Genomic DNA, 24,882 nt, shown 5'->3' with positions numbered 1-24,882 from the left:
CGTCAGGCGAACAGGACGCGTCGGGGAGGCGGGTCGCCGTACTGACGGCCGAGCGGACTCCGCCAGGCGATGCTGCCATCCGGAAGGGCGCGAGCTGTCCACCGGAACCGGTCGTGGATGTCGGGATGTTTCAGCGGATGGTGACCGGCGCAGAAGGCGGCGAGGTTGTCGAGGCGGGTCTTGCCGCCCTTGGCGTGATCGTGATTGTGATCGAGCTGGCTGGCGAGGGCGGGCATGCGGCATCCGGGGAAGCGGCAGTGCTGATCGCGGGCCCGCAGGTGGCGCTTCATCGCCTCGGTCGGACTGTAGGTGTCGGTCTCGGTGACCTGGCCTGAGGGATCGAGGAAGAGCCGAGTCCATGGGCCGCCACGGGTGGCCAGGTCGCGGGCGATGTCGGGGTGGAGGGGTCCGTGGCCGTCGAGCTCGGCAAGGCGGTCGTCGGCTCCGGCGAGGGTGGTGGCGGCCACGGTGACCTGAACGTGAGCGGTGATGCCGTCCAGGGCCGTACCGTGGCAGTCGGTCGGATCCGTCGCCAGGAGCAGGTCTGTGAGGATGTCGGCGCGGAGCTGATCCATGGTGCGCGAGTCCGGCTCTGGAGAGACGGGATCCGCGGAGACGAGCTCTGGGGAGATGTGCTCATCGTCGATGAACCTGTCGTCACCGGGCTCCGTCGACGCATCTTCGGCGGCGGCGTTGGAGTCGAACTCGACGGTGCTGGACGTGCGTGCGCGGGCGCGCGCGACGGTGCGGGCCAGGCGCGTGAGGCGGTCGCGGATCGCGACGGCGAGATGTTCGGGCAGCACGACCGTCAGCAGCGCGAGCCCGTCTTCGACGGAGCGGACCGTGACGCAGCGCTCGCTCCACGCATCCTTCTGCCGCTCCTGCGCGGTGCGTTGCGCCAGCGCCGCGGCGATCTCGCGCACGGCGACGCGGGTGCGCGCGGGGGAGTCCTGCTCGGCGACGGCCAACGCGGCCACCTCGTACGATGCCAGCGCTGCGGCCGGGACCGCACCGTTGTGCACGGCCTCACGCAGGATGGCGCTGGCCTGCACGATCTCACGGACATGCCCAGCCGCGATCGTGCCGGACCGCAGGGCTTCGCGCACCCCGGGAAAGGTGTCTGTCGTGAGATCGGCATCCGCGAACGCATTCTCGATGGCACGGGTCGAGATACGACCTGCGGCGGAGTACTCCGCGATCATGGAGCGGTGGATCATGTCGCGATGGGCGGGGAACCGTCGCATCTCCGCATCGCGCACCGCTGAGCGCTGCGCGAGCAGGTCGGCGGCATCGGCCTCCAGTGAGGCGATGCGACGACGCACATCCACCCACGCGTCGAGCAGCTCGCGCTCCTGATCCAGGACATCCCGTCCGGAGAGGTGGATCGATGAGGAGGTCATGCATTCAGCATAGAACAGAACTACGAAATAAGCAAGAATCTGAGGAGGACAACTCAGTCAAATCTTCGATTGCGCAGGCGATCGAGCTCACGCCGTTCCCGCTTGGTCGGGCGACCCGCTCCGCGATCGCGCTGCCCGGCGAGCGCGACCGGTTCCCGCGGCGGCGTGCGGTCCTCCATCGCCGCGGCCGCGAGGGGTGCGCCGACGCGTTTGGCGAGGGGCTGGTGCACAACGAGGATGCGGTCGAACCCGGCGATGCGTACGCGCAGCTCGTCGCCCGGGCGCACGAGCTGCGCGGCCTTGACGCGCTCGCCATTCACGCGCACGTGACCCGCGCGGCATGCGGTGGTTGCGGCGGAGCGGGTCTTGTAGATGCGCACGGCCCAGAGCCAGCTGTCCACACGCACGCTTCCGGCCGCGCTCGAGCCGCTCACGACACCACCTCCGCGGGCGCTTCCGCTGCCGATGCACGATCGGCGGCGAGCGCGCGCAACGATCCTGCTACGAGGAGTCCTTGGCCGAGCGTGTAGGTGAGCATCACGGCGGGGCTCGTCCATGCCGGCATCGTCTCTGGCAGGAACAGCCGGAAGGCGAGGATCGTGTCGCTGGCGAGAAAGAGCAGGCCGCCCCAGGCGATCATCGGCGCGCACCGCGAGGCCATCGCCGCGGTGCCGGCGAGCACGGCCCCGTACAGGGCGACCGCGACGATCAGCTCGCCTGCGCGGGGTGCGAGCACGACCATCATCAGCATCCACCACAGTGCGTAGGCGAGCGTCCAGATTGGCAGGCGCTGCTCACGCAGGAACCGGGCGAACAGAAGGATGTACGCGATGTGCGCGATGCCGAAGAATCCGAGCATGAGCGGAAGCTCGGGAAGAGCGGGGAAGAAGAGCCCGGCTTCGTCGCCGAGCCAGGAGAACAGCAGGGCGGCGCCGAGGATCACGGCCGCGACGCGAGGATGCAGGCGCGTCCACAGCGCGACGACGGGTACGGCGAGCAGCGGCATGAGCAGCAGCTTCGTCGGTGTGGTCAACGGGCTGTTCGTGGCGAGCGCGATCACATGCACAACCGAGACGACGACGAACGGAACGAAGGTCCAGAGCAGTCGTCGTGAGTGGAGCCGTCGGGAGTGCATTCCTCCATCGTAGAAGCGGACGCGGGTATCGACGCCGGGCGCGTCAGACCTCGAAGGTCACCAGGGTGCGGCCGGGTTTGAGCTCGCCGTCGGGTGTGAACCCCGCGTTCGTGAATGTGGAGAGTGCGCCGTGGAAGAGGTCGTTGCTGCTGGTCTTCACCGCCGAGGTGTCGATCGGGTAGCCCTCGATGATCCGCGCCCCCGACTCCTTCGCATAGGCGACGGCGGCGTCGAGCAGAGCGGTGGTCACGCCCTTGCGGCGATGCTCGCGGCGCACCGAGAAGCAGCTCACTGCCCAGACGCTCGCGTCGTCGAGCGGCTCCTGTGTGGCGGCGGCGATGGCACGGGTGCGGCCGAGGCGCTGCTGCGCGGGGCGCGGGCCTACGCGGACCCATCCCGCTGCCTCGCCGTCGACGTAGGCGACGATGCCCGGCGACGGCGTCGCAGCGACCTCTGCCCGCAGCATCTGCTTGCGCTCGTCGCGCGTGCTCGCCTGCCATTCCTTGTTCGGGATCATCGGCCAGATGCACTGGCAGCTGGCGCCGTCGCCGCCTCCGGTGAGCGCCTTCTGAACGTCATCCCATTCGGCGATCGTCGCCGTCTTCGTCGTGATCGTGACCATGCGGGAACGCTACGCCGCGCCTCCGACATCGACAACGCCGAGGGCGGCGCGCCCGCAGCATCCGTGGTTCGCAGGCCGGTTTCGCGTCGGTTAGGATGGATGAGTTGCCTGCGCGCCAGCGCGAGCAGCGGGCTGTGGCGCAGCTTGGTAGCGCACTTGACTGGGGGTCAAGGGGTCGCAGGTTCAAATCCTGTCAGCCCGACCAGAGAGAAAATACCCGATCAGAAGGTATTTTCTTGAGGTCGTGAGATCGGTGTTCGCGCCGGTCTTGTACCCAAAATTGTACCCACTGAACCCCTTGACTCGACATGGCCAAGGGGTTCAGGCGTTTCTAGCTGCTCATCGCGGCCTCCCGAAGGTGCTCGTTCATTCGTGCTGCAGCGTTCTGCAGAGCGGTGTCATCAGTGTGTAGGTACGCACGCGTCGTCTCGACTGACGCATGCCCGAGGATGTGGCTCACAACGTGGATCGGAACGCCGGCGTTCGCGAACCAAGTGGCGCCTGCATGTCGGAGGTCGTGACGGCGCAACCCTCGCAATCCCAAAGACGCAACCAGTTCGTCCCAACCGGTTGCGTCACGCAATGCTGCGGTCGTGATGACACCACCGCGCGGCCCGCGCAACAGTGGCAGGTTGCGCGACCGTCGCGTTGTGAGCCTGCGCAGCACGGGCTCGAGCGGTTCGATGATCGGCACGCGGCGGGCGCGACGACCTTTCGGGGGTTTGATGTTCAGGCGGCCAGCGCCGGGGAAGCACTGCCTTTCGATCGTGACGACTTTGCTCGCCCAGTCGACGTCGCCGACGAGGAGCCCGCCTACTTCCGAGCTGCGTGCGGCCAGAAATGCGCTGAGCATGACGTGGTCGCCGTAGCTTCGACGGATGTCAGCGCAGGCCGCAGCGATCCGCGCGACATCATCGGGCGTAGGAATCAGCTTCGCGTGCGGAAGCTCCGTGTTCGGGCGATAGCGCCTGTCGGCGCGGTCGCGCACGGGATTCCGAGGGATGAGGTCATCGCGCACCGCTTCGTCGAGCACCCGCGTCAGCGCGGCGATCGTGTTCTTGAGCGTGGAGCGGGAATGGGTCGTCTCCCAACTGTCGATCGCTCGGTCGACGCGCCCCGTCGTGATGTCGCGAAGGCGGGTGTCGCCCAGCGCGGGGAGGACCCTGAGCCGGAGCCCGGCTCGGTATCCGGCTGCAGTCGATGTTGGATCGACCCCACGAAGGAACCGATCCCCGATCGAACGCGTGTAGCCGTTAAGAGTGATGAGCGGATCGATGGTTCGGTTCGAACTCGTGCGCATGAGTTCGAAGAATTCCTGTGCGGCGAAGTCATCATCGACCGTGACAGAGCGACTTCCGCGCTTCCGCGAGAGCGGATCGGTCCAGCGGACCCGGGCGCGGATCCGTGAACCGCGGCGGAGGGCGTCGAGGTGGAGGGGAACTCCGAACGATGGCAAGACGGAATGATGAACAGTCATCCGATCGAGGATCTCCCCACATCCCTGCGAACACAATGCTCTCCGCGAGGACGCGGCGGGCTGAGCGTGTCGCGCGCCTAGCCGGATGCGTGGATGGCCGGGCATCGGCAGGTCAACGGTGGGAATCCAGGATCTCCGTGATCCATGCAACCTCCTCGGCCGTCTTGATCATGCGTGTGAGGTTCGGACAATCAGTGGGTAGCGTACAAGCGGGCTCGACACACCCTCACCACAACCAAGCCTGCGTCGTGCGAGCCGATGTGTTCGGTCCAGCGCGGCCAGTGGTGCGCGAACTAGAACAGGGGTAGGCGATGAGACTCACATCTGTATCGATCGAGGGGTTCCAATCGGCTCGCTTGCTCGAGCACCTGAGGATCGGCTCGCCCACAAGCCTGTCAGGGCACAACGACGCTGGTGCGTTCTCGGTCGGTTTGGACGTCATGGAACACATTCTCGAACTCGGCGTGTGGGCACACGTTGACGTGCGGTGATCACTATCTGGCCGTAGTCCCGTCCGGGCCTGCCACGGCTCATGTTGTGCCTATTCGCTGGACGTTCGCCCCCACATCATGCTGCGGCTGTGTGTTGGAACCGGCCGCAGACGGCGACGTGCCGCATCGGAGGGCTCTATGCGTTGAGTTTGCTGAACAGGGCTCGCATGTCTTCATCGCTCCCGGCGGAGAAAGTTGCGGTACCCGTTCGAGGAACATCAATGCGCGTCGACGGCTGTTCCCGAGGCAGCGTATCGATCTTTTCGCGGAGCTCATCTACCCAGAGTGACACTCCATGACTATCGGCGATCCCGCAGACTTGGTCCAGCCAGCTCGCCATCACTTCCGGGTCATCCTGTTGAGAGATGTACTCCAACTCGTTTTCCAAGGCCAGGCGAAGGGCAGATGACCCGCGTTCTCGATAAACGCCATCACGAAACCAGTCCGGCAGCCGCGAATAGAGTTCTAGGTCATCCGCATTGGTGCAGTTCTCGAATGCGAAGTCGGCGAGATCCATCGCTGCCTCGATTGCCCACATCGGAGAAGATTCCGTGACGAGAGCGAGGCTCAGTCGAAAGATCTCTCCCGATTCGGGCGGGATCTGGGCGGAGGGAAGCGCAGACAGCAGGGGTTGGAGTTCCTCCTGCAGACAGCCCTCGGAGAGCGGCATGGGCGCGGGGAGCTTTGCGGACAGATGCGCCAAAGCGGCAAGCGCCTCGCAGCGATCAGTGAGCACGGACGTCGTGTACACGAACCCGACGGCGGACTGCCTCTTCTTTTGTCCGGCAGCCTCCACCCGTGCGATAGCGGCGAAGTTGCGCGACGCGATGTCTGCCGTCAGTCGGTCGAGATCATGTGCGCGATCATTGAGGATGGCCTGGATAGCATCGCTGGTTGCGGACTCCTTGACGATCGTGACCCCAGGGACGAGACGCCCCAGACGACAGAAATACAGCCACTGCGTGAGCGTTGACACTCGCTCTAGAACGCTCTCGAAGTATGCCGACTCGGCCACCAGATCAAGGAGAAAGTCGCGACGGCTGGGGTCGTAGAGACTTGCATCGAGCGCCTCGCCTTGCTCGGGGAGGAGCCTGATCCAGGTGCCTTCCAGCACCCGCAGTGCCGAGATCCAGTCGCGTGGATCTGTAGGGCGAACCGCCTCCCGGAGAACATCAAGCCGCATGGAGCCGAAAGGGGAGAGGGCAAGCTGCATGAGAATCATCGTTGAGACGGTCGACAGTTGTCGGAAGCTACCTGCCCAAATGTCATCTGGATGGTCGAGTGCGTGGAAGATAGCCTCGTAGAATTCATCGATGTTCTGGTGCTTCTGTCGCATCACCACTGACTCGAGAATTCGCGGATTGAATCCGGGGTGATCGATGACACGAAGATATCGAGCATCGGTCGCGAGATCGGATCGATCCTCTGACGCCGTGAATCCGAAGTACAGGTGGTTGAAGAGCATGCGCGCGCGATCGAAGCGATCGATTTCCCCGAGCTCAATCCTCACAGTTTCCCGCGCTTGCACCATCCTTCGGATTCGGTCATCGCCACCGGTCCTCGCGACGTTGAGGATCTGCTCGCGGCTGGTCAGTACCAGGTAGTGATTGCTTCCAGCGCGGCTGATCTTGTCGATCAGGCTTGCGATGCCCGCCCCTTCGTTCTTCTGAAGCTCTGCCGTGCTGGTCTGCCCGAGGAAGTCGTCATAGAAGAAGACGATGCGCTCAGTGGAACGCATATGACGCCACGCTTCGTCGACATCGGAGGCGATGTTGATGACCGTCCAACCCTGATGCCAGAGCGTCAGCAGCAGGATCTCCGCCAGCGTGCTCTTGCCGACGCCGGGTGGGCCCGAGATTAACACGACATGCTCTTCCGTGAGCTTCTGAAGAGCTTCATGAAAGGTCGGAGTCCGCACATAGAGCTTGACGCGATCGGTCACGCGCTGCAGAAGCTCTTCGCTTCGCTGCCACTGCGCCGCCGAGACGATCTCATCGAGCGCAATGGCACTCGACAGCCAGAGCTTGAACGCGCGCTCCTCGACGCTCTTGTGGCGCGCGAGCGCGCCGTTGAGCGCCCCTCTATGCCAGATGCCTGACGTCCCAACAGGAAGTGGCCTCAGCGCTTCCCGAAGCTCGTCCTCCGCATCAGGCGAAACGCTGGCCGATGTGACGAATAGGTACTCTTTCATCGACGCATGAGAGAGCTTGTGGGCTTCGCGCTGCGCGGAAGTAAGCAATGCACGTTTCGATGCGTCCGGGCGATGTTTGCACTGGGCGACGATCTGCCGCACGTTGTCTCTCAGATCCACGCCGCCGTCCGGACCGACCCCATAGTCGACGAAGTTCACCCCCAGCTCTGCATTTAGAAGGTCGCGGGTGAAGGCTTCGAAGTCGATGGGCGACAGGGAACGAAAGTCATAGTCCGGCACACCATTACCGTCCCACACAAGCTGGCTGGTCGGAGTTACATTCCGGGCTCGCGTTGACCTCGTGCCGTTAGCTCTTGGCGACGGTGCTGTTGACGTCGATGTTGCCACCGCGGACCCAGGTCAGCCTGACATCCCTAACGCCTCAAGGATCAGCGAGGTCCAGAGCGTGCGAGCAGCGGTCAAGACTTGGATTCCCGGCGGATTCTCGCGGGACCGCGCCCGCCAATTCGGTCAGATCGTCGACGTCGTGCTGGGCACCTCCGCCCGAATCGGAGTTACAAGAGGTCGGACTTGTATCCGCCGGAGGGGCGACGCAGACACGTCTCACGACGTTGTCGGGGGACGGGTGGATGATTGAGCGAGAAGTAGATCCACCCAACGAGACGAGACCCAATGCCCAACGAAGAGATCGAGCGGAAGTTCGAGGTACCAGTTCCGGCAGGCGCGGGTAGGGCCGACAAGGAGCGTCTCATTCAGGGCGCGACCGATCGCGAGGTCGACAAGTTGCTCGACGACCTCGATCCGTTCAAGTAATTCTGCCCTTCTGGCCGGCAGATGGCTCAACCTGACTACTCGTGGCTGCCGCTCCACCAGCAGCATGTCTCCTACACGCTTGCCCACGCCGATAGCCTCATCGCCCAGGCAGGGGAGGTGCTCTTCGATTACCTCAAGCCCGGACCGCTTGAGCTTGCCAACGTTGCGGACGGTGATTCCGCGCACGTCACCGTGGCCGGCGTCGCGGTGCTTCCTTCTGCAGTGGCGCGGTTTGCTGCAGATGCTCTGACGCAGATTCGAGCCGCGATCGAGCACACGATCTTCGCCGATGTCGAGTACCAGCTCGGACGAGGACTCACCGAGGAGGAGGCTCGGCGAATTGAGATGCCGGCCTGTCTGACGGAGGACGATTTCAAGAAGTGGCTGGAGGGTCGTCGTCGTCCGGAACTGGAATCATTTCGTACTGGCTCAGTGCTGGTTGGCAGGATTCGGGATTTGCAGCCGTACCGCCGCCGCGACGTCGACCAGCATCCGCTACGCGTTCTCGCTGAACACACCAACCTCGCCAAACATCGCACGCCCGCAGTTGCGGCGACGCTGATCGGCGCCGTCATCCCCGACTGGCAGGACCCGACGCTTGTTCTGCCGACCGGCGAAGATCGGCCGCTCGTGGCAGGTGATGTCCTGGCGAGCGGCCCGCGTGATAAGTACGTGCCGCTCTCGATCTGGCCGAAGGTGTCAATCCAGCGACCGCACAGCGGAACCTGGCACGTTCTCATGACGGAGCTCGGGGAGATCGAAGAGTGGGTACGCACCATCGCGATTCCGCACTTGATTCTTGGATACCACGACGTCGACCCGTTGCCGCCCCAACTCGACACCACCGTCGGGCACGTTGACCTCCCTGCCGCCCTCTTGGCCGCCGGTCATGTCCCCGCGGCCGCCCGCTCGTCGCAACACATTCAAGCTGACTTCATACGTGACGAACTAGCCGAGACCCTCGCGATGCACCCCGTCAAGTCCGATCCGGAGGTCATCCGAAAGTGGATCGAGACGCTCGACGACATCGAAGTGCTTGAGCGACATGACCGATTGGCGGAGCCAGCCAGTCGGCGGGATCTTTCCGGCGTGGATCGAGTCGTGCGGAAGTTGATCGCGGAAGCGTCCCAGTGATTCATCGTGGTAGAGGAGGCGAGCCTTATCCGTCGTCGCCCATTCGTTCCGCTTCTGCGTCGTTACGGCGGGCTTCATGCTGATAGTTATCCGCGATGCCCCGCAGGATGCGAGCCGTGCGTGGCCACCGTGTGGCGATCTTGCTAGCCATCTCCCGGTACTGCTGTTCGAGCACACGTTCCTGATCGCCGCCATCGAACACGCCACGCGAAGTCACACCACGTTGATTGGTCTTGCCGATGTGCACGCCCGTATCGATCCGTGCATTGCCAACGTTTTCGATGATCTCCCGAACGGCTTCGGCTGGCCAAACCCCGTCTGACCCAACAGGGCTCGAGGCAAGTACCTGCCCAATCTGCTCGTCGCCGATCGATGCTCGCCCACAATCCGCGAGGGCAAGGCGGGCGGCGCGTACCCATTCCGTGAGGTGGTCGGCGTCGATACTCCCGTCGTCCGCGAGTCCGGGGAGCGTGCGCCATTTGCGGAGCACCGAGAAGGATAGGTGCGCGAAGGCCTGCTCCTGCGGTGTGGGCGTTCGCTTGGGTTCCCCTTCCGCACGGAAGATGGCGCTCACCATGTTGACGAAGTCAGTGGGATCCTTACTCAGCGCCCGATAGAGGGCGCCCGAAGGCTGATGGTCGTGAACGAGCTCAAAGAACATGAACTCGTAGCCTGGGAGCTCGTCGTCGTCGGGCACCCGTTGTTCCATGTATTCCAGAAGTTTGCCGACGTAGTAGCCGCTCATCGTGGTGTCCTGGGGAGGCTCCGCTCCTCGACGTAGTGCGTCGAACACCTCCTTGACGAGACTGATCTCCGGTTCCTGATGCTCGTGCAGCATGATGCTCAGAAGTGTCATCGCCTCCCAGGGCCGACCATGTTGAACGAACTGCCGAACGCCCTCCGCCCGATCGTCAGAGGCCGCAGCGAAGGGCTGAGCTCGCTTCCAATAGGCCTCTTCGAGTCCTTCTCCCAGCGAGGACACCTCAGTCCAGTACTGGCGGGAGAGGGGCACTGCCGCCATCAGAATCTCTCGAGCTTCGGCCTCCTGAAGCGCCGGGCTTGCGAAGGCTTCCTTCAGCCACTGCATCCCGCCTTCGTGGATCTTCACGCTCACGTAGTTCAACGCTGCTTGATTCAAGTTGGGCTCCGATGAACTCAGCCACCCGAGAATCTCTTGATCTGGCGCGTTGGCCGTGCCTGCGAGCAGTCGACCCACGACATGGGGTGTCTTGACATCGATGGTGAGCGAGCGCAGTGCGTCTGAGCCGAGCACAAGTACGTGGTCGAGCGCCTCGCGTTGAAGTCGCGCGAGTTCGATGTCATATCCTTCGTCGCCCAGCTTGAGATTGGGTACGTGAGCCCGCCAGTCGAAGAGACTGGAGAACCGTCGCCCGTCTTGGGTGGGCGCGAGGGCGTCGGCAAGTTCGCGGAACGTGACCACGTCCTCAGCGGGCATAGCCCACTCGGCGTCGGAGTACTCCTCGTGCCGATCTGCCTCGCTGCTCAGCGTTTCCCAAACCGCATACACGTCTTCGGACGACCAGTCTTGAGCGCCGATGACCTCGCGGAGCTTGGCTAGGACTGCGACCCGTTCCTGGGGCGGCAGTTCATCGATCTGCGGAACAAGCTCTTTCCAGCGTGCTGCGTCGGTCCCAGCAGCGGCGGTGACGAGGATCACGAGTTCATGAACGAAATGCCCCCAGTCCGCATAGGTGACCGATTGCCGGATGGGCGACCAGTCGCGATACGTCGGAGAGTGCGGCTGGAAAGCAACTGCGTGACTCTCAGGCCAGACGCCGAGGGCAAGCTTCCAGCCGACATCGGGTTCGCGCTGCATGAGACGCGCGATGACGGCGAGTTTGTCATCGACGCTCGCGCCGCTCTGAGGCAACCAGCCCGCGGCGACATTCTGCAGGCTCTCGATCGGACGATTGCTTAGCCGACCACCAGGATCCAGTGCGGACAGCCTTCCAAGAAGCGCTGCCGCCCGACCGAAATAGGTCGGCGACCAGCACAGCGTCTCGAGTGCCCATAGCAAGTAGGGGTGTGGCGACGAAGGTCCGAAAAGAGTGTCCGCGCCGCTGTCTTGGAACATCGTGCGAAGAATCGGGTCGGTGCGGTCCAAGTCGAGTTCAACCGCATCCTGAAACACCTCCGGGGCGGCTTCCGCCAAGCTGGGCAGGACACTGGCCAGTCGAGCCCAGGTCGTTCCTGTGTCGTCGGCGTTTGCAGCTTGAAGTAGATCGTGAATGAGCCGGCTGACCCGCCCCTGCATGGCTAGGTCAGCAGGAAGCTCGACGTCGCTCGCGGCGGCGAGCGCTAGTCCGTCCGCCACGCCTTTCCTAAGCGTCTCCGAATGGGTCGGGTTGGTGCCTTGGGTGCTCGCGGTCAGACGAGCGACGGCATCCATGCCCTGGTAGGGGTCCGGTGTCAACAGGACATCTGCGACAACCTCGGCCCACCTCGCTAGTTCACCATCAGTGAGCGTCGGTAGGAGGAGAAGAGCAGCCTCTGCAGGCGAGGTGACACGCCAGGTGCCGCCCGAACGAACGAACGGTGCATCCGCTCGGCCGGCGAGACTTTTCAGAAGGCGATCGATATCGTCGCGTGATCGTCCGGTCAGTCTTTCGATCACTGCGAGGTCGCCTTCAGCGTTCGCCCACGAACCAACCAGAACGAGCGGTGCGAGGATAGCGGCTTGATCGGTATTGGTGACCCACTCTGGGGCTCGGAAGCGTGGCTCGCGTGCGACCGAACGAACGAGCGCGGGCACACTGCGACGCGCGAGGGCCACCATCGCCTCGGCCTTGTTCGAGTCGGACACGACGGCCTTAAGCGCCTCGCGAGCGGTTGCGCGGTCTATCTTGCGGAGCTCAATCTTCTTGGCGTTTCGAATGATGTCGCCAGGCTCGGCGATCAAGATCACCCGATGTCCGTTGTCGACGGCGGCCGCGAGGTCGGGCGCATCGGAAAACAACGGAACGAGAATTAGAGGAGACCGCGATTCGGCCAGCCGCTGCCAGGCGGCGCTATCGGTGACAACAATGGCCCGGTACAGAAGGTCGTTCTGCGCAGCCAAGGCGGCGAACGTGAAGGCGAGGGCCTCATCGCGCCACGGCGCTTGAATAGCCAAGATCGCATCGCCGGATCCTGCAGCGGTCAGGGTTGCACGCAACTCGTCGCCCTCAGCGGTGCGTCCAGCCGCGAAGAAGCCAGCCGGGAGCGCCACCGTCGTGCGACCCTGAAAAGCCTGCCACCACCGTTCGATGGTCTGTGCGTCTCGCGGTCGGTAGCCTAGCCGCTCCGAAATCCAACGATGTACGGACGGCGATTCTTGGAGCCAGCTCTCCAGAGTGTGCGCATCGATGGCCTTCACGTCAGAGAACTTCTTCTCGGCGGCCCGATCGGAAGCCCACGCGTTACCGCCAGCCCAGTTCCTTGGCGTTGCGAAGACAAAGACTGAACTCGCGTCAGCGGGGAGCGCGAGCACCCGCTTGTCGTAGTCGCTCTGAGCCTTTCCTTTCGGGTTGGCGTCCGTGCCGAACTCGAAGCGCAGCTCGCCGACTGGAAGGTACGCACTACCTGCAGACGTGGCGGTGCCGTCCCAACCAGAGGCAGCCACACCCTCGTGGGCGCGGACTTGCAGATTGCTGATCCCGGGAGTCACCGCGAGAAGACGACGCATCAGCTCGGGAAAGGCGGTCTTCGCATCATCGCGGGCAGCCCAGGCGTTCAGTTCGTTGGCGGTGATGAGCTCAGGCCCGTCCGTGCGGAGCGCGGGTGCGACCGACGAAGCGCTCGAGCCGCGTTCCTTCTGAAGGCGCAGGACCTCTTCTCGAGCAAAACGATGCTGCGTCGAGCCTGGAACACGAGCTGACACGAGGGTGCCTGCTGTGACCCAGTTCCTGACGGTGTTTTCGTGCACCCCAAGGAGCTTCGCGGTCTCACGAACGTTCAGGAATGGCTTCAGTCCATCTTCACTCTCCATATCACCAGTATAGCAAAGTGTGGACTTTGTGTACTTAGGTTGCATTACCGGGCGGTTGACCTGTGTGTCGGCCACTGGGTCTCATCGACACTTCGGCCCGTAGAAGTGCAAGGCGCACACTCTGCTTGGCGAGGCCGAGCTCCCGCGCGAAATTCGTCAAGGACCTACCCGCCTTGTAGAGGACGACGGCCTGGACAGTTTGGTTGGGCGTGATCGGCTATCGGCGCATGGGCACGTTCGTGTCTTTCAGTAGGCGCAGGACCGTTGACTTCCCAATGCCGTAACGCGGTGCCACGGCGGGCGGCGTGTCCTCGCAATCGGGCCTCTCCGTGGGATGCCGCGCGTGTGGGCGAGCGAGAAGAAGTTCTGTCTGCGCCCCACGGCAGAATGGACTCGACGCGAACGCGAGCAAGCAGAGGGGAGCACGAGTGCTGAACTGGATCCGACGAGCGCTGAACCTCCCAACAGACGCCGTGCCCGTACCGGCAAGGTCCAAGAACCTCCACCAAGCGGTGCTTGGAGAGGCGGTTGTCTACTTCGCCCATACTGTTCCGACTTCGAAACCCATTGATCTCGGTAAGGCGGCGAAGCAACTCCTTGATACCGAGCTCGCAGTGAGCGCAGCGTGGCCATCGGACAGGTCAGCGCGACTGCCTCCGTCCTTGGAGAGGATTGAACGAGACCTGACCCGCCTTCGACAGCTCAAGACATGGACCGACAACCTGAACGGGCTGCCGTCCTTGGTGAGGGGCGTTGTCTCGCATCCGGTGACTGCGTTCCGAGTACTCCGATTGCTCAATGTAAAGCGCAACGACGTTCCGGACGGGGACGAGGAAAACTCGTCGCTCGAATCTGTGCGTGTCGAGGTCGAGAAGATCCTCGTGGACGCACAGAAGGTCACGCTCATGGAGAAAGAGATAGATGATGATCTCTTCTGGAGCGAACAAGAAGACCTCGACGCTTATGTGCGGTTGTTCCTGCGCACGACGCAGCACACTATCCGAATCGGTGACAAAGAAAGGTCGATCACTCTTGAGCCTCGGCTGATGCTGCACCGTGAGGGTGTTGTGCAGATTACCGTCGGCGTGCATCTACCTCCAGGTTGCAAGCCGGCAGATGCGATCGACGCATCCTTCCCAGGATCACCGCTGTTCCACTCGTCGCGAGTGCCCGAGCCGTATGCGTCGCGGGGTGCCAAATGGGCCGGGGGAGAGTGGGCAGAGCAGCAAGAGGGAGGGGTTAGGGTCCGAGTCTTCGAGCATGAGGAACCCGCGTCGCTCTACGACTGGCTGGAAGTTCTTGTCGGTCGAATCTTGCGGGGAATCGGCGCTTTCGTCGGCGGCCCCTTCTATACCTATCCGATGATTATGGTCCAGGCAGGAGCATGCTGCACAGACTGGGTCGACAACCACGCCCAGGACGTCGTGCACCTCGCGATCCGCAAGGTCCCGCGCAGTAGCGATCAAGTCACACTGGACCCCGGTCCTAACCTGAGCATCCACTCAGGCATGCGAATTCACGCCACCGGCGGCTCTGTGGTGCTGCTTCACTTGCGTGCCTGGCGTGCCGGCATCCTGGACCTCCACCACACCCTGCTGTACGAACGAATCGGGCTTGTCTACGTGCGGCTGCGCAGGCTGGAACAGCGGATCTCAGACTTCCAGACGGGCAAGCGAGACACATTGCGCACTTACCGCAGAGTGTTGGAACTGGAGAAGGAAGTGCGTGGCGCGCATCATCGCGCAGGAACGGCACGCGACATCTCTCGCCACGTCCTGACTGCGCTGGGTGCCTTCGAGATTCTCGAAGTTGTCCGCAACGGCGCGAGCATGCTCGGTGAAAGGGCGAGTACGCGCGCGAGCCTGCGTGCCGCGCGCGCGGCGAACAGGTTCGGAGTGCTCGGGTTGACGGTCGCAATTCTCGCAGCGATTCCGGCGATCCCGTCCATCCTCGCGCTCATAGAGCAGCAGCGCCAGACCGATCCGGAAGCAGGCTTCTGGTCGCTGATGCAGACCCTCGCAACATCACCACTCCTGCTATCCGCCCTCATACTTGGCGCGGCTGTGCTCTATGCCGTGGCGCTCTTCTGCGTGCTCGCATTCCGTGTGATCCGGTACATCGTCAGGTTACGCAAACGGGGGTACGTCTCACGAGTTGAAGGGTACAAGATTGTCGTCGACGACCCGGTTGATGCCTGAGCGTGCCAATAGGACGAGATCTCGATGCAACCCCTGATCACCCGCGCTCCGGGAGATCTAGAGCATCCAGCGACGAAGCGTCGTGCTCGAGGGTTCGTTCCAGTCATTTTCGAGGATGGAATGAACATAGCTCTCCGTGGATGACGCAACTACCGCGTTGAGCATGGCCTGCACTGCAACTTCATGCGACAAAGCCTTTAGCCAACGCGCGATGGCGTCGCCGACCGGGTATTGATCGTAGGCTTCCGCTGCAGTGAACAGCGCGTTTGCCAATGACTCTGCGAGGTCAAGCCTTCGTTGGCGCACCAGGTGGCGGAGCACGTCGAGAAGCCACAACAAGGGAGGGCGGAGTCCCTCTCGTTGAAGCCCGCCTACGTCCTGACCGTCTTTCAGGAGATCACACATGCTCTCTGCGAACTGCGTCATCCCCTCCGGATCCGCATCGAACCAAGTGTTCACCGTCGATCGTTCGATACGGCGAAGTTCGGGAAGGAACAGGGCACCGTTCCCCCGATGTGCGAGAGCGAAATCGTTGAACGCCTTGACGTCGAGCGGGTCATTGAGGAGCCGCTCGAGTTGAGTGCTCAACGGCCCGCTCCCGCCCTCGAGCTCATGCTCCATTGCTTGGAGCATGTCGTCGACAGTCGGATATCGCTGCCCTGGGGCCCTGCGGGTAGCGCGTGTGACCACTGTGCGATATCTCTCGGACGGCAGCGGCACGTACACGGGCGTCGGGAGTTCGCCGGTCATGATCCAGCCCACAATGGCACCGACGCTGTACACGTCTGTTCGCGGGGTTGCGGAGTGCGCGTCGGCATGTTGCTCGGGAGCGGCCCACCGCTCCGTCCCGACCAGGTTGCCTTGTCGAGTGAGCTCTGCGGTCGTCGATCCTGGCGCGTTACGAGCAATGCCGAAGTCCGACACCACCCATCGGGCACCGTTGCTATCGTCGAACCACAGGATATTCTTCGGCTTCAGATCACGATGGACGCGACCCTCCATATGGAAACTGTGTAGCCCATGAGCCACCGCGCGCACGACAGCGAGCGCGAGCTCCTCACGGTCGCTGAGGGAGAGGCCCTTGATGGCGGGGGTGAGTTCACCCCTTGCGATTGGCATCGTGTACCACTCGCCGTCCGGGTCAACGTCGATCACAGGCATAACGTTCGGGCCAGAGGCTGCCCGCATCGCTTCGACCTCACGTGTGAACCTGCGCTCGACGTTCCCCCCGCCACGGCGCATCTTGACCGCGTACTCGATCCCTGTCGTCAGATCGCGGCCACGCCCGACGATCGCGTGCTCGGTGGGTGCACCGAACACGTCGAGGATCTCGTACCGCTCGCTAGGGCTGCTCATGTGCATATTCTCCCGTGGTTCGATGTCGCGCAAGCGTCCGACCACGGCCTACGATGACAACCGCAGTTGCCGCGATGGTCGACCTAGGTGAGAGTCTCAAGGCGAGTCATGTTCGAGCCACGCGGCGCAGCCGTACCTTTGCGATGAGATTCCGCAAGCGCCATGGCTCTCAAGACTCTATTTCTAGACAGCGAACCAACCGGGACCAAACCGGGACCAGAACCATGCAATGCATGCAAGCCATGACGTGAAATGACGGCGTTTGAAGGGCAGAGATGCCCGGAAAATCAACGATCTGGCCTGAACGCGATACCTGGGGGTCAAGGGGTCGCAGGTTCAAATCCTGTCAGCCCGACGTAAAAAGCCCAGGTGAGAGAAAGTTTCTCGCCTGGGTTTCGTCGTGTCGGAGTCGCTTCTTGTCGATAACGTGGATGCACGTCGCAACGGAGAGACGGAGACGCAACGATGACGAAGGACGACACCGGCGGATTCTCCGCCGAAGAGCGCAAGGCGATGAAGGAGCGCGCCGCCGGCTCAAAGCGGAGGCGAAGCGTGCCAAGGGCGCCGAGAAGGCAGCGGCTGAAGAAGCCGAGTTGCTCGCGAAGGTCGCGCAGATGCCGGACGGGGACCGTGAGATGGCGGAGCGTGTGCACGCGATCGTGACGACCGTAGCGCCCGACCTCGCACCGAAGCTCTACTACGGGCAGCCCGGTTATGCACGTGGCGGCAAGCCCGTGGTGTTTCTTCCGCAGCGGCCAGATGGACAAGGAGCGCTACTCAACCTTCGGAGTGAGCGCACGCCGAGCTCGATGACCCGAGCGGCTTCTGGCCGACCTCGTACGCGCTCACCGATCCGACCGAGAAGGCATGGGAGCAACTGAGTGAGATCGTCGAGCGCGCGGCGGGCGCGGAGAAGGCCTGACAAGCTTCATCACCGACGCGATCTGAGTGCCCGCCGCCGACCCCGACAGCGCCGGTGAGAACCGCGCGGTCGACGGCGTCAGCGGGCGTTGCGGGGGTGGCGTTTGGCTGTGCGCTCGTTGCCGTGGCGGTAGTCGCCGGTGAGGCGCGCCATCAGCAGCTGCGGATCGCCTGATTCGACATCTGCGAGGAACTCCTCGGCACGCCGGCCTCGCAGCACCGCCGCTTTGACACCGTGATGGGTGATGACGATCTCGGATCCGCGCTCGGTGTACGAGAAGCCCCGGGGTGCGCCCATCCGTCGAGCGTACGCGCATCGCCGATGCGCACGGACACATGACGGGATGAATTCGCGATCGCCGAGCGTTGGAATACCGTGAAAGCAGCGGCGGATCTTCCGGGACCGCCGGGAAAGAAGGAGAGATGTCTGCAGGCGAGGCGCTGGTCGATGAGTTCAAGGGCGCGTTCCGCCGTCATCCGGCGGGTGTGGCCCTGATCGCCGCGACGACGACGGCCGGCCCCGTCGGCCTGACGCTGTCCAGCGTCGCGTCCGTGAGCGCCGATCCGCCCGTGCTGGTCTTCTCGGTGACGCGCGCCACGGGAAGCGCCGGTGGCATCCTGTCGGCTCCGAGCTTCGTCGTGCACTTCCTCACCACCGGTCAGGAGGAGCTGGCCGATGCGTTCGCTCGTACCGGCCAGCCCCGGTTCACTCCCGAACAGGGGTGGATCACGTTGCCCACCGGTGAGCCGTTCCTCTCGCGCGCCCGCGTGGCCCTGCGCGCACGCACCCGCGAGACCACCGCCGTCGGCGGCTCCGTGCTCGTGCTCGCCGACGTGCTCGAGGTGCTCGAGGGCACCGAAGGCGAGCCGCTCGTCTACCACGATCGCCAGTACGACCGCCTCGGCTCCGCCGTCTCGCTCGACGCCTGAGACCCGTCCGTCGCCAGAGGGCTTGCCCCCGTGCCCCGCCTGCACGACAGTGGAGGGATGACGGCCCCGTTCATACTCACGCTGCCTCTTGCCGCACCCCTCGCGGCAGGCACGGTGATCGACATCGCGGCGGACCCGGATGAGGCACGGCGGCTCGTCGTGACGGACATCGCCACCGGGGTGCGCTATTCGGTGCCTGCCGCGGGGCTTCCGACGACGGAACGCGGCCGGGTCTCCCGCGCCAGGGTCGAGGCGTGCGCGATATCGGCGGGGCGGGCGGGCACGGCGCGCACCGAACTGACGGTCGTGCCGATGTCGGTGGAACCGGTGAGCGGGGGCGATGGCGCCGCGGATGCGTTGTCGGGTGCAGAGCGTGCCGCAGCGGATGCCGGTGCTGAGGCGTCGTGGTGGAGTGGCGTGGATCGCACGGAGAAGCCCGCACCGCACCGCTTCTGGTGAACGACACATCGAATCACTGGAAGTCGCGGGATCGGTGCGAGACGCCGACCCGCAGATCTTCGAAGGCGTCGGCGAGCACGTTGGTCACGCCCTCGCGACTGCGCTCCAGGATCCCGCGCACGATGAGCGCGGGAGATTCCCGTGCGACACGGCGATACCGCATCCACACGCCCTGCGAGCACACCACGTTGACGAGGCCGTGCTCGTCTTCGAGATTGAGGAAGGTCACGCCCCCGGCCGTCGAAGGACGCTGACGATGGGTGACGAGACCGGCGACCTCGATACGCCGCCCAGGCTCGTGCGTGCGCAGGCGGTCGGAGCCCAGCACGCCGCGCTCATCGAGCATCGCGCGGAAATGCGCCAACGGATGATCGTCGGTGGACACGCCCGTGGAGGCGAGGTCGGCGGTGAGGATCTCGTAACCGCTCTGATCGGGAAAGAGCGGGGGTTGCACGGCCACCTGCGTTCCCGGCAGATGGCGTGCACGATCCTCGGCAGCGGCACCGGCCTGCCAGAGCGCCTCCCGGCGGGACAGCCCCAGGCATTCGAATGCGCCGGCCGTGGCCAGGGACTCCAGCTGGGCGGCGGTGAGATCGGTGCGACGCACGAGATCGTTCAGATCCCGGTACCGCCCGCCCGCCTCGCGTTCGTCGACGATGCGCTCGGCGACGGCCGCACCGATCCCGGCGACCTCGGCGAGCCCCAGCCGCACGGCGAAGGCGCCGTCTCGTCGGTGTGCGGAGGATTCATCGGGCTGTTCGGCATCGAACTTCTTCGAGACGGCAGGTTGCGTCCCGAGACAGGCATCTCGTCCGGTGGGAGCGCGCCGCCTGGTCGATGACGCAGGCACCGCGCCCGGTTCTGTGCCCTCGTCGGCATCGTGCGGCTCGACGCCCGTCGTCGCGGCCGATGCGTGCAGATCGGGCCGGCGCACCTCGACGCCGTGCCGACGCGCATCGGCGGTCAGCGTCGCGGGGGAGTAGAAGCCCATCGGCTGCGAGCGCAGCAGTCCGGCCAGGAACGCCGCGGGGTAGTGCAGCTTGATCCACGAACTGGCATAGACGAGGAGCGCGAAGGAGAGCGAGTGCGACTCGGCGAAGCCGAAGTCCGAGAACGCCTGGATCTGCGCGTAGATCCGATCCGCCGCCTCGTCGACGAGCCCATGTCGGCGCATGCCCGCATACAGACTGTTGCGGATGCTGTCGATGCGCTCCAGCCCGCGTTTGGATCCCATCGCCCGTCGCAGAGTGTCGGCCTCGTCGGCCGTGCAGTCGCCGAGCACCGTGGCCATCTGGATCAGCTGCTCCTGGAAGACGGGGATGCCCATGGTGCGCTCCAGCACCGGCTTCAGCAACGGGTGCGGGTAGGTCACCGTCTCGTCGCCGAGCTTGCGCCGCACGAACGGGTGCACGGCGCCGCCCTGGATGGGCCCGGGCCGGATGAGGGCGATCTGGATCGCCAGATCGTAGAAGGTGCGCGGCTGCAGGCGCGGCAGCAGCCCCATCTGCGCCCGGGACTCCACCTGGAAGACTCCGATCGTATCGGCGCGGCACAGCATGTCATACACGGCCGGCTCCTCTTTCGGGATGGTGTCCAGCGTCCAGCGCTCGCCGGTGGAAGCGCCCACGATGTCGAGGCAGTGCTGCAGGGCGGACAGCATCCCCAGTCCCAGCAGGTCGAACTTGACCAGCCCCATCCAGGCGGCGTCGTCTTTGTCCCACTGGATGACGGTGCGATTCTTCATCCGCGCATACTCCACGGGAACCACCTCGCCCACGGGGCGCTGGGTGAGCACCATGCCACCGGAGTGGATGCCCAGATGCCGAGGGGCGGCGAGCAGCCCGGCGGCGTAGTCCACCACGGTGGCGGGGATGTCGTGGTCGTCGACGGGGGCGAGCTCGAGACCCCAGCGCTCCACCTGCTTCGACCAGGCATCCTGCTGGCCGGGGGAGTAGCCCAGGGCGCGAGCCATGTCGCGCACGGCGTTCTTCGGCCGGTACTGGATGACAGTGGCCACCTGCGCTGCGCATTCGCGCCCGTACTCGTCGTAGACCCACTGGATCATCTCCTCCCGGCGGTGTGCGTCGAAATCGACGTCGATGTCGGGCTCCTCCGCGCGGGTGGTCGCGAGGAAGCGCTCGAAGGGGAGGTCGTAGAAGATCGGATCCACCGCCGTGATCCCCAGCAGATAGCACACCGCGCTCGCGGCGGCCGATCCTCGGCCCTGGCAGAGGATGCTGCGATCACGAGCTTCGGCGACGATCCCGTGCACGATGAGGAAGTATCCGGGAAAGTCCTTCTCCTCGATGACGTCGAGCTCGCGGCCGATCCGCTCCCGCCCCCGAGAGTCGAGGTCGGGATACTTCTCCTGCGCGGCCGTCCACACCAGGGTGCGCAGGTGGCTCATGGGCGTGCGTCCCTCGGGCACGGTCATGGTGGGGAGCGCCGGCTTCGCGCGCCGCAGGGGGAAGGCGCACTCCTCGGCGATCCGGAGCCCGTGGGCGATGGCCCCCGGATAGCGGGCGAAACGGACGGTCATCTCCTCTCCCGAGCGCAGATGCGCGGATCCTCCTGCGGGCAGCCATCCCTCCAGCTCGCGGATGCTCCGTGTAGCGCGCACGGCGGCCACCGCATCGGCCAGCCTCGCACCGTCGGGTGCGGCGTAGTGCACGTTGCTCGTCGCGACGACGGGCAGGCCGTGCGACGAGGCCAGCTCGGCCAGCGCGTCGTTTCGTCGGGTGTCCTGGGGATCTCCGTGATCGATGAGCTCCACGGCCACATGATCCGTGCCGAAGAGATCGACGAGGGTGCGCAGCGATCGCTCGGCTCCCTCGACGCCCTCGCGGGCGAGACCCTGCCGGACCCCGCCCTTGCGACATCCGGTGAGGATCGTCCAGTGCCCCCCGGCGGTGTTCGCGAGATCCTCCCACCCGTAGACGGGGCGTCCCTTCTGCCGGCCGCGCAGCTGCGCCCGCGTGATCGCGGCGGACAGCCGGTGATAACCCTCCTCGCCCCGGGCGAGGACGAGGAGGTGCTCGCCGAGAGGGTCGGGGACTCCTCCCTGCGGCGCGGGCAGATCGAGCGAGAGCTCGGCGCCGAACACCGTCTGCACATCGGTCTGCTCGGCGGCCTCGGCGAACCGGGCGGCGCCGTAGAAGCCGTCGTGATCGGTGAGCGCCAGCGCTGTCAGGCCCAGCCGTTCCGCCTCCGCGACGAGGTCGGCGGGGGAGGAGGCGCCATCGAGGAAGGAGAACGAGGAATGCGCGTGCAGCTCGGCATAGGGCACCGCATTCGCCGGGCGCTCGATGCCGGAGAGAGCCGGCGGTCGACGCTTTGGAGAGCGCACGGGAGCCTCCGCGGCGAGAGCGTCGCGCAGCGCCGGGCGCCCGCTCAGCGTGCGCTCCATCTCGCTCCACGTCATCGGCGGGTTGTGCCAGCCCATCAGTGATACCTCCCCTCTGCGTACCAGCCGCCCTGCATGTTGTACAGCACGAGCCAGGCGTGCTCCTGCTCGTCGACCAGCTGGAGGCGTGCGCCGCGGGACACACGGTCGAGGGGAGCGGCCTCGTGATCCCGGTCGTGCACCGGCCATGGTCCGGCCCAGGCACGCACGCCGACCCCCTCCACGATGCGGGGCTCGGCGGAGAGCAAGCCGCGCTCATCGATGCGGACGGGTTCTCCCGTCTCGTCGAGGACCGGCACCGGATAAGGCGGGGAGAAGACCTCGGCAGGGAGAGGATCGGGAAGATGGCCGGGCCAGGGCAGTGCGGGATCGCGCTCGATGACCACGCGCTCACCCCACGGGGTCAGCTGCTGACGATCGGCGAGACGGCGCCCGCCGACGACACTGCCGGTGACGACGCCGTCGTGGCCGAGCAGCGTCTGCACGCGGGAGAGCGCATGGTGCAGCCGCTCGTCGGGCCCCGATCCGAAGAGCGCGGGCTGATGATGCGCGGCATCGTCGACCGCTACAGGGACGAGGCGCACCCGGGAGATGCCGCGGAACATCCTGGCATCATCGCCTGCCTGCGTCGTGAGGGATTCCAGCTGCCAGCGCACGCGATCGACGAGATCGAGGGCTTCGAAACAGGTGGGATGCAGCCAGGAGCGTGAGAAGATGCGCCCCTCGTCATCGGTGAGGTCGATCCGCACCTCGGTGCAGACGAGCCAGGCCTCATCCAGGGCGACGACCAGGGCGTCTGCCGTGCGGCGCACGGCGAAGGCGATCTGATCGGACTGCGCGAGAGCCTCGTCGAACTCGACTTCCTCCGTGAGCTCGGGGGTGGGAGGGCGCGAGACCAGGGGCCGGGAATCGGCGCCGCGGGCGAGCGCGTGCAGCCGGGCCCCGCGTTCGCCGAGGCGATCGCGGACGTCCTGTTCGGGCAGGCGGGCGAAGTCGCCGAGCGTGCGCATGCCCAGACGCGTGAGAAAGGCCGCGACCCGCTCATCGCCCAGAACGGCCACGGCGAGCGGGGCGAGGAAGGTCGCGGACTCGCCGACGGGAATGACGAGATGCCTCGTCGTGGCACGGCGCGCGGCGATCTCGGCCGTGAACGGGCCGTCGCCGACGCCGATGCGCACCTCGGGATAGCCGCTGGCGGTCAGCGCGTCGGTCAGCGCCTGCGCCGCCTCGGCCTCGCCGCCGTGATAGCGGGACACGCCGCGGGCGCGGAGAACGGCCAGGCCCGGGCGCAGCATCTGGACCCCGGGCGCCTGCGCCTCGATCGTGCGCAGCGCGTGCTGGAACGCGCGCTCTTCTCCGTCGGGATCGGCGGGCAGCAGGCGCAGAGCAGGGGCGAGGCCCTGCGCCTCACGGCGTCGTTGTCCGCGCCGCACACCTCGTTCTCGCGCGGATGCCGTGCACGCGTGCACGAGGCCCGCCTGTATGACGGCCGTCGGCGGATGCGGAGGCATACCGAGCGCTGCGCGCAGCGGCCAGTCGGGAAACCACAGCACGAGTACGCGCGAGGGGACGGGCCCCGCGACGCTCATCCCGCCACCGCCAGAAGCCGGGGAGAATGTGTCGCGGGGCGCTCTTGGGCGCCGTGGAGCTCCTGAATGGAGCCATGCGCGTCGGGGAGGCGCACGTGCACGCTGCGCGGGATGGGGGAGCGTCGGGTGCGCGCGGTGATCGTCATCTCGCAGCCGTCGATGAGCCCCCAGCCCTCGCCCGCACCGTGCCATCGCGGATCGTGCACGCTGATGACGCCCTCGCTCTGCGGCCAGGGAGTCGCGGAGACGAGGAGAAGGGTGCATCCGCGGTCGCGCAGTCGCGCGGTGAGGCGGGAGAGCTCGCCATCGCCGACGCGGCCGGACGGGCGCACGGCGATGAGGGGGACGACCTCGGAGAGGGCGGACACGACGGAGACCCAGCGGGCCCCGGGCGATGGCACGAGGGCGAGCCGTTCCAGAGCGACGCCGTGCCCCGCCAGAGCCTCGATCCCGAGGGTCGGCATCCCCACGGCCGCGCACCAGGATCCGGCGCGGGAGATGGGGGAGAGCAGCGCGCCGACAAGCCCCGGCGACGGGGCGAGCGAGTACACCGTGCCCACCTGCAGCCCGCCGTCGGGGAAGAGCAGGGCGAGCGCAGGAGCCACGGGAAGGATCGGATACTCGCTGCGTCTCCGCTGCATCCGCGTGATCTTACGGCGCAGGCGCATGATGTCTCCGGCACGGGAATCGGAGGCCTCGGAGGCCGTGCCGACCGCGGCCGGCACGCGCAATGCATTCGGCATGAAACTATCCTCGAATAAGATTTCGAATAATTCAAGAGACGCAGTGACTCTATCTCGTACATCGGACATCG

17 protein-coding genes and 1 tRNA gene are annotated in these 24,882 nt (G+C 65.3%); 6 read left to right on the top strand and 12 right to left on the bottom strand.

Features of this window, described 5'->3' with window-relative positions; translation table 11 throughout:
- Positions 1 to 2 precede the first annotated feature (2 nt).
- Genes BKA02_RS14015 through BKA02_RS14000 form a run of 4 tightly spaced genes read right to left on the bottom strand, consistent with a single transcriptional unit; the run spans position 3 to position 3,157 of the window.
- Positions 3 to 1,400 carry an HNH endonuclease signature motif containing protein gene (locus BKA02_RS14015; protein WP_179434997.1) on the bottom strand — a complete coding sequence of 466 codons (1,398 nt, stop codon included), beginning with the start codon at positions 1,398 to 1,400 and terminating at the stop codon, positions 3 to 5.
- Positions 1,401 to 1,453: 53 nt separating this feature from the next.
- Positions 1,454 to 1,834, bottom strand: a complete 381-nt coding sequence (locus BKA02_RS14010; RefSeq protein ID WP_179430098.1) for a S4 domain-containing protein — start codon at positions 1,832 to 1,834, stop codon at positions 1,454 to 1,456.
- Entirely contained in the window at positions 1,831 to 2,535 is a 705-nt protein-coding gene (locus tag BKA02_RS14005) for a lysoplasmalogenase family protein (protein WP_179434995.1), read from the bottom strand. Before BKA02_RS14005 ends, BKA02_RS14010 begins: the two co-directional genes overlap by 4 nt.
- A gap of 43 nt (positions 2,536 to 2,578) precedes the next feature.
- A complete protein-coding gene (locus BKA02_RS14000) occupies positions 2,579 to 3,157 on the bottom strand; it encodes a GNAT family N-acetyltransferase (RefSeq protein ID WP_179434993.1) in 579 nt (192 codons plus the stop codon).
- Between the two features lie 128 nt (positions 3,158 to 3,285).
- Between BKA02_RS14000 and BKA02_RS13995 the strand changes: the two genes are divergently transcribed.
- Positions 3,286 to 3,362 (top strand) — tRNA-Pro (locus BKA02_RS13995).
- Positions 3,363 to 3,488: 126 nt separating this feature from the next.
- On the opposite strand, the gene BKA02_RS13990 is transcribed toward BKA02_RS13995, so the two are convergent.
- Positions 3,489 to 4,634 (bottom strand): tyrosine-type recombinase/integrase, encoded by a 1,146-nt coding sequence (locus BKA02_RS13990; protein WP_179434990.1) that lies wholly within the window; start codon positions 4,632 to 4,634, stop codon positions 3,489 to 3,491.
- Between the two features lie 627 nt (positions 4,635 to 5,261).
- Positions 5,262 to 7,556 (bottom strand): nSTAND3 domain-containing NTPase, encoded by a 2,295-nt coding sequence (locus BKA02_RS13985; RefSeq protein ID WP_179434988.1) that lies wholly within the window; start codon positions 7,554 to 7,556, stop codon positions 5,262 to 5,264.
- 393 nt (positions 7,557 to 7,949) lie between these two features.
- Here BKA02_RS13985 and BKA02_RS13980 point away from each other — a divergent pair, with 393 nt between their 5' ends.
- The gene (locus tag BKA02_RS13980) at positions 7,950 to 8,090 is read left to right on the top strand and encodes a hypothetical protein (protein ID WP_179434986.1); all 141 of its coding nucleotides are present in this window, start codon (positions 7,950 to 7,952) and stop codon (positions 8,088 to 8,090) included.
- A 21-nt stretch (positions 8,091 to 8,111) separates the two neighbouring features.
- Entirely contained in the window at positions 8,112 to 9,224 is a 1,113-nt protein-coding gene (locus BKA02_RS13975) for a hypothetical protein (RefSeq protein WP_179434984.1), read from the top strand.
- Between the two features lie 25 nt (positions 9,225 to 9,249).
- Here the strand turns inward: BKA02_RS13975 and BKA02_RS13970 are convergent, their stop codons facing one another.
- A complete protein-coding gene (locus BKA02_RS13970; RefSeq protein WP_179434982.1) occupies positions 9,250 to 13,212 on the bottom strand; it encodes a helix-turn-helix domain-containing protein in 3,963 nt (1,320 codons plus the stop codon).
- Positions 13,213 to 13,874: 662 nt separating this feature from the next.
- Between BKA02_RS13970 and BKA02_RS13965 the strand changes: the two genes are divergently transcribed.
- Complete coding sequence (locus BKA02_RS13965) at positions 13,875 to 15,410, top strand: hypothetical protein (protein ID WP_179434980.1); 1,536 nt, start codon at positions 13,875 to 13,877, stop codon at positions 15,408 to 15,410.
- Between the two features lie 57 nt (positions 15,411 to 15,467).
- On the opposite strand, the gene BKA02_RS13960 is transcribed toward BKA02_RS13965, so the two are convergent.
- Both BKA02_RS13960 and BKA02_RS13955 read right to left on the bottom strand, forming a co-directional pair.
- The gene (locus BKA02_RS13960) at positions 15,468 to 16,766 is read right to left on the bottom strand and encodes a serine/threonine-protein kinase (RefSeq protein ID WP_179434978.1); all 1,299 of its coding nucleotides are present in this window, start codon (positions 16,764 to 16,766) and stop codon (positions 15,468 to 15,470) included.
- Between the two features lie 1,000 nt (positions 16,767 to 17,766).
- Positions 17,767 to 17,985 (bottom strand): hypothetical protein, encoded by a 219-nt coding sequence (locus BKA02_RS13955; RefSeq protein WP_179434976.1) that lies wholly within the window; start codon positions 17,983 to 17,985, stop codon positions 17,767 to 17,769.
- 125 nt (positions 17,986 to 18,110) lie between these two features.
- On the opposite strand from BKA02_RS13955, the gene BKA02_RS13950 reads away from it, so the two are divergent.
- Entirely contained in the window at positions 18,111 to 18,617 is a 507-nt protein-coding gene (locus BKA02_RS13950; RefSeq protein ID WP_179434974.1) for a flavin reductase family protein, read from the top strand.
- 57 nt (positions 18,618 to 18,674) lie between these two features.
- Positions 18,675 to 19,076, top strand: a complete 402-nt coding sequence (locus BKA02_RS13945; RefSeq protein WP_179434972.1) for a hypothetical protein — start codon at positions 18,675 to 18,677, stop codon at positions 19,074 to 19,076.
- A gap of 13 nt (positions 19,077 to 19,089) precedes the next feature.
- On the opposite strand, the gene BKA02_RS13940 is transcribed toward BKA02_RS13945, so the two are convergent.
- Genes BKA02_RS13940 through BKA02_RS13930 form a run of 3 tightly spaced genes read right to left on the bottom strand, consistent with a single transcriptional unit; the run spans position 19,090 to position 24,811 of the window.
- On the bottom strand, positions 19,090 to 22,518 hold the full coding sequence (locus BKA02_RS13940; RefSeq protein WP_179434970.1) for an error-prone DNA polymerase: 3,429 nt from the start codon (positions 22,516 to 22,518) through the stop codon (positions 19,090 to 19,092).
- Positions 22,518 to 24,068, bottom strand: coding sequence for a DNA polymerase Y family protein (locus tag BKA02_RS13935; RefSeq protein ID WP_179434968.1), 1,551 nt, complete (start codon positions 24,066 to 24,068; stop codon positions 22,518 to 22,520). Before BKA02_RS13935 ends, BKA02_RS13940 begins: the two co-directional genes overlap by 1 nt.
- Complete coding sequence (locus BKA02_RS13930) at positions 24,065 to 24,811, bottom strand: hypothetical protein (RefSeq protein WP_179434966.1); 747 nt, start codon at positions 24,809 to 24,811, stop codon at positions 24,065 to 24,067. The genes BKA02_RS13935 and BKA02_RS13930 overlap by 4 nt, the downstream gene beginning before the upstream one ends.
- Positions 24,812 to 24,882 lie beyond the last annotated feature (71 nt).

This window comes from Microbacterium pseudoresistens, from assembly GCF_013409745.1.
Taxonomy (GTDB): domain Bacteria; phylum Actinomycetota; class Actinomycetes; order Actinomycetales; family Microbacteriaceae; genus Microbacterium; species Microbacterium pseudoresistens.
The sequence above is the reverse complement of the archived record's forward strand: the minus strand, read 5'-3'. Positions and strand labels throughout refer to the sequence as shown.

Bases quoted from the DNA above. Each gene is read 5' to 3' on its own strand.
- BKA02_RS14015 (WP_179434997.1), bottom strand. From the start codon at position 1,400: ATGACCTCCTCATCGATCCACCTCTCCGGACGGGATGTCCTGGATCAG.
- BKA02_RS14005 (WP_179434995.1), bottom strand. From the start codon at position 2,535: ATGCACTCCCGACGGCTCCACTCACGACGACTGCTCTGGACCTTCGTT.
- BKA02_RS14000 (WP_179434993.1), bottom strand. From the start codon at position 3,157: ATGGTCACGATCACGACGAAGACGGCGACGATCGCCGAATGGGATGAC.
- BKA02_RS13990 (WP_179434990.1), bottom strand. From the start codon at position 4,634: ATGACTGTTCATCATTCCGTCTTGCCATCGTTCGGAGTTCCCCTCCAC.
- BKA02_RS13980 (WP_179434986.1), top strand. From the start codon at position 7,950: ATGCCCAACGAAGAGATCGAGCGGAAGTTCGAGGTACCAGTTCCGGCA.
- BKA02_RS13975 (WP_179434984.1), top strand. From the start codon at position 8,112: ATGGCTCAACCTGACTACTCGTGGCTGCCGCTCCACCAGCAGCATGTC.
- BKA02_RS13970 (WP_179434982.1), bottom strand. From the start codon at position 13,212: ATGGAGAGTGAAGATGGACTGAAGCCATTCCTGAACGTTCGTGAGACC.
- BKA02_RS13960 (WP_179434978.1), bottom strand. From the start codon at position 16,766: ATGAGCAGCCCTAGCGAGCGGTACGAGATCCTCGACGTGTTCGGTGCA.
- BKA02_RS13955 (WP_179434976.1), bottom strand. From the start codon at position 17,985: ATGGGCGCACCCCGGGGCTTCTCGTACACCGAGCGCGGATCCGAGATC.
- BKA02_RS13950 (WP_179434974.1), top strand. From the start codon at position 18,111: ATGTCTGCAGGCGAGGCGCTGGTCGATGAGTTCAAGGGCGCGTTCCGC.
- BKA02_RS13945 (WP_179434972.1), top strand. From the start codon at position 18,675: ATGACGGCCCCGTTCATACTCACGCTGCCTCTTGCCGCACCCCTCGCG.
- BKA02_RS13940 (WP_179434970.1), bottom strand. From the start codon at position 22,518: ATGGGCTGGCACAACCCGCCGATGACGTGGAGCGAGATGGAGCGCACG.
- BKA02_RS13935 (WP_179434968.1), bottom strand. From the start codon at position 24,068: ATGAGCGTCGCGGGGCCCGTCCCCTCGCGCGTACTCGTGCTGTGGTTT.
- BKA02_RS13930 (WP_179434966.1), bottom strand. From the start codon at position 24,811: ATGCCGAATGCATTGCGCGTGCCGGCCGCGGTCGGCACGGCCTCCGAG.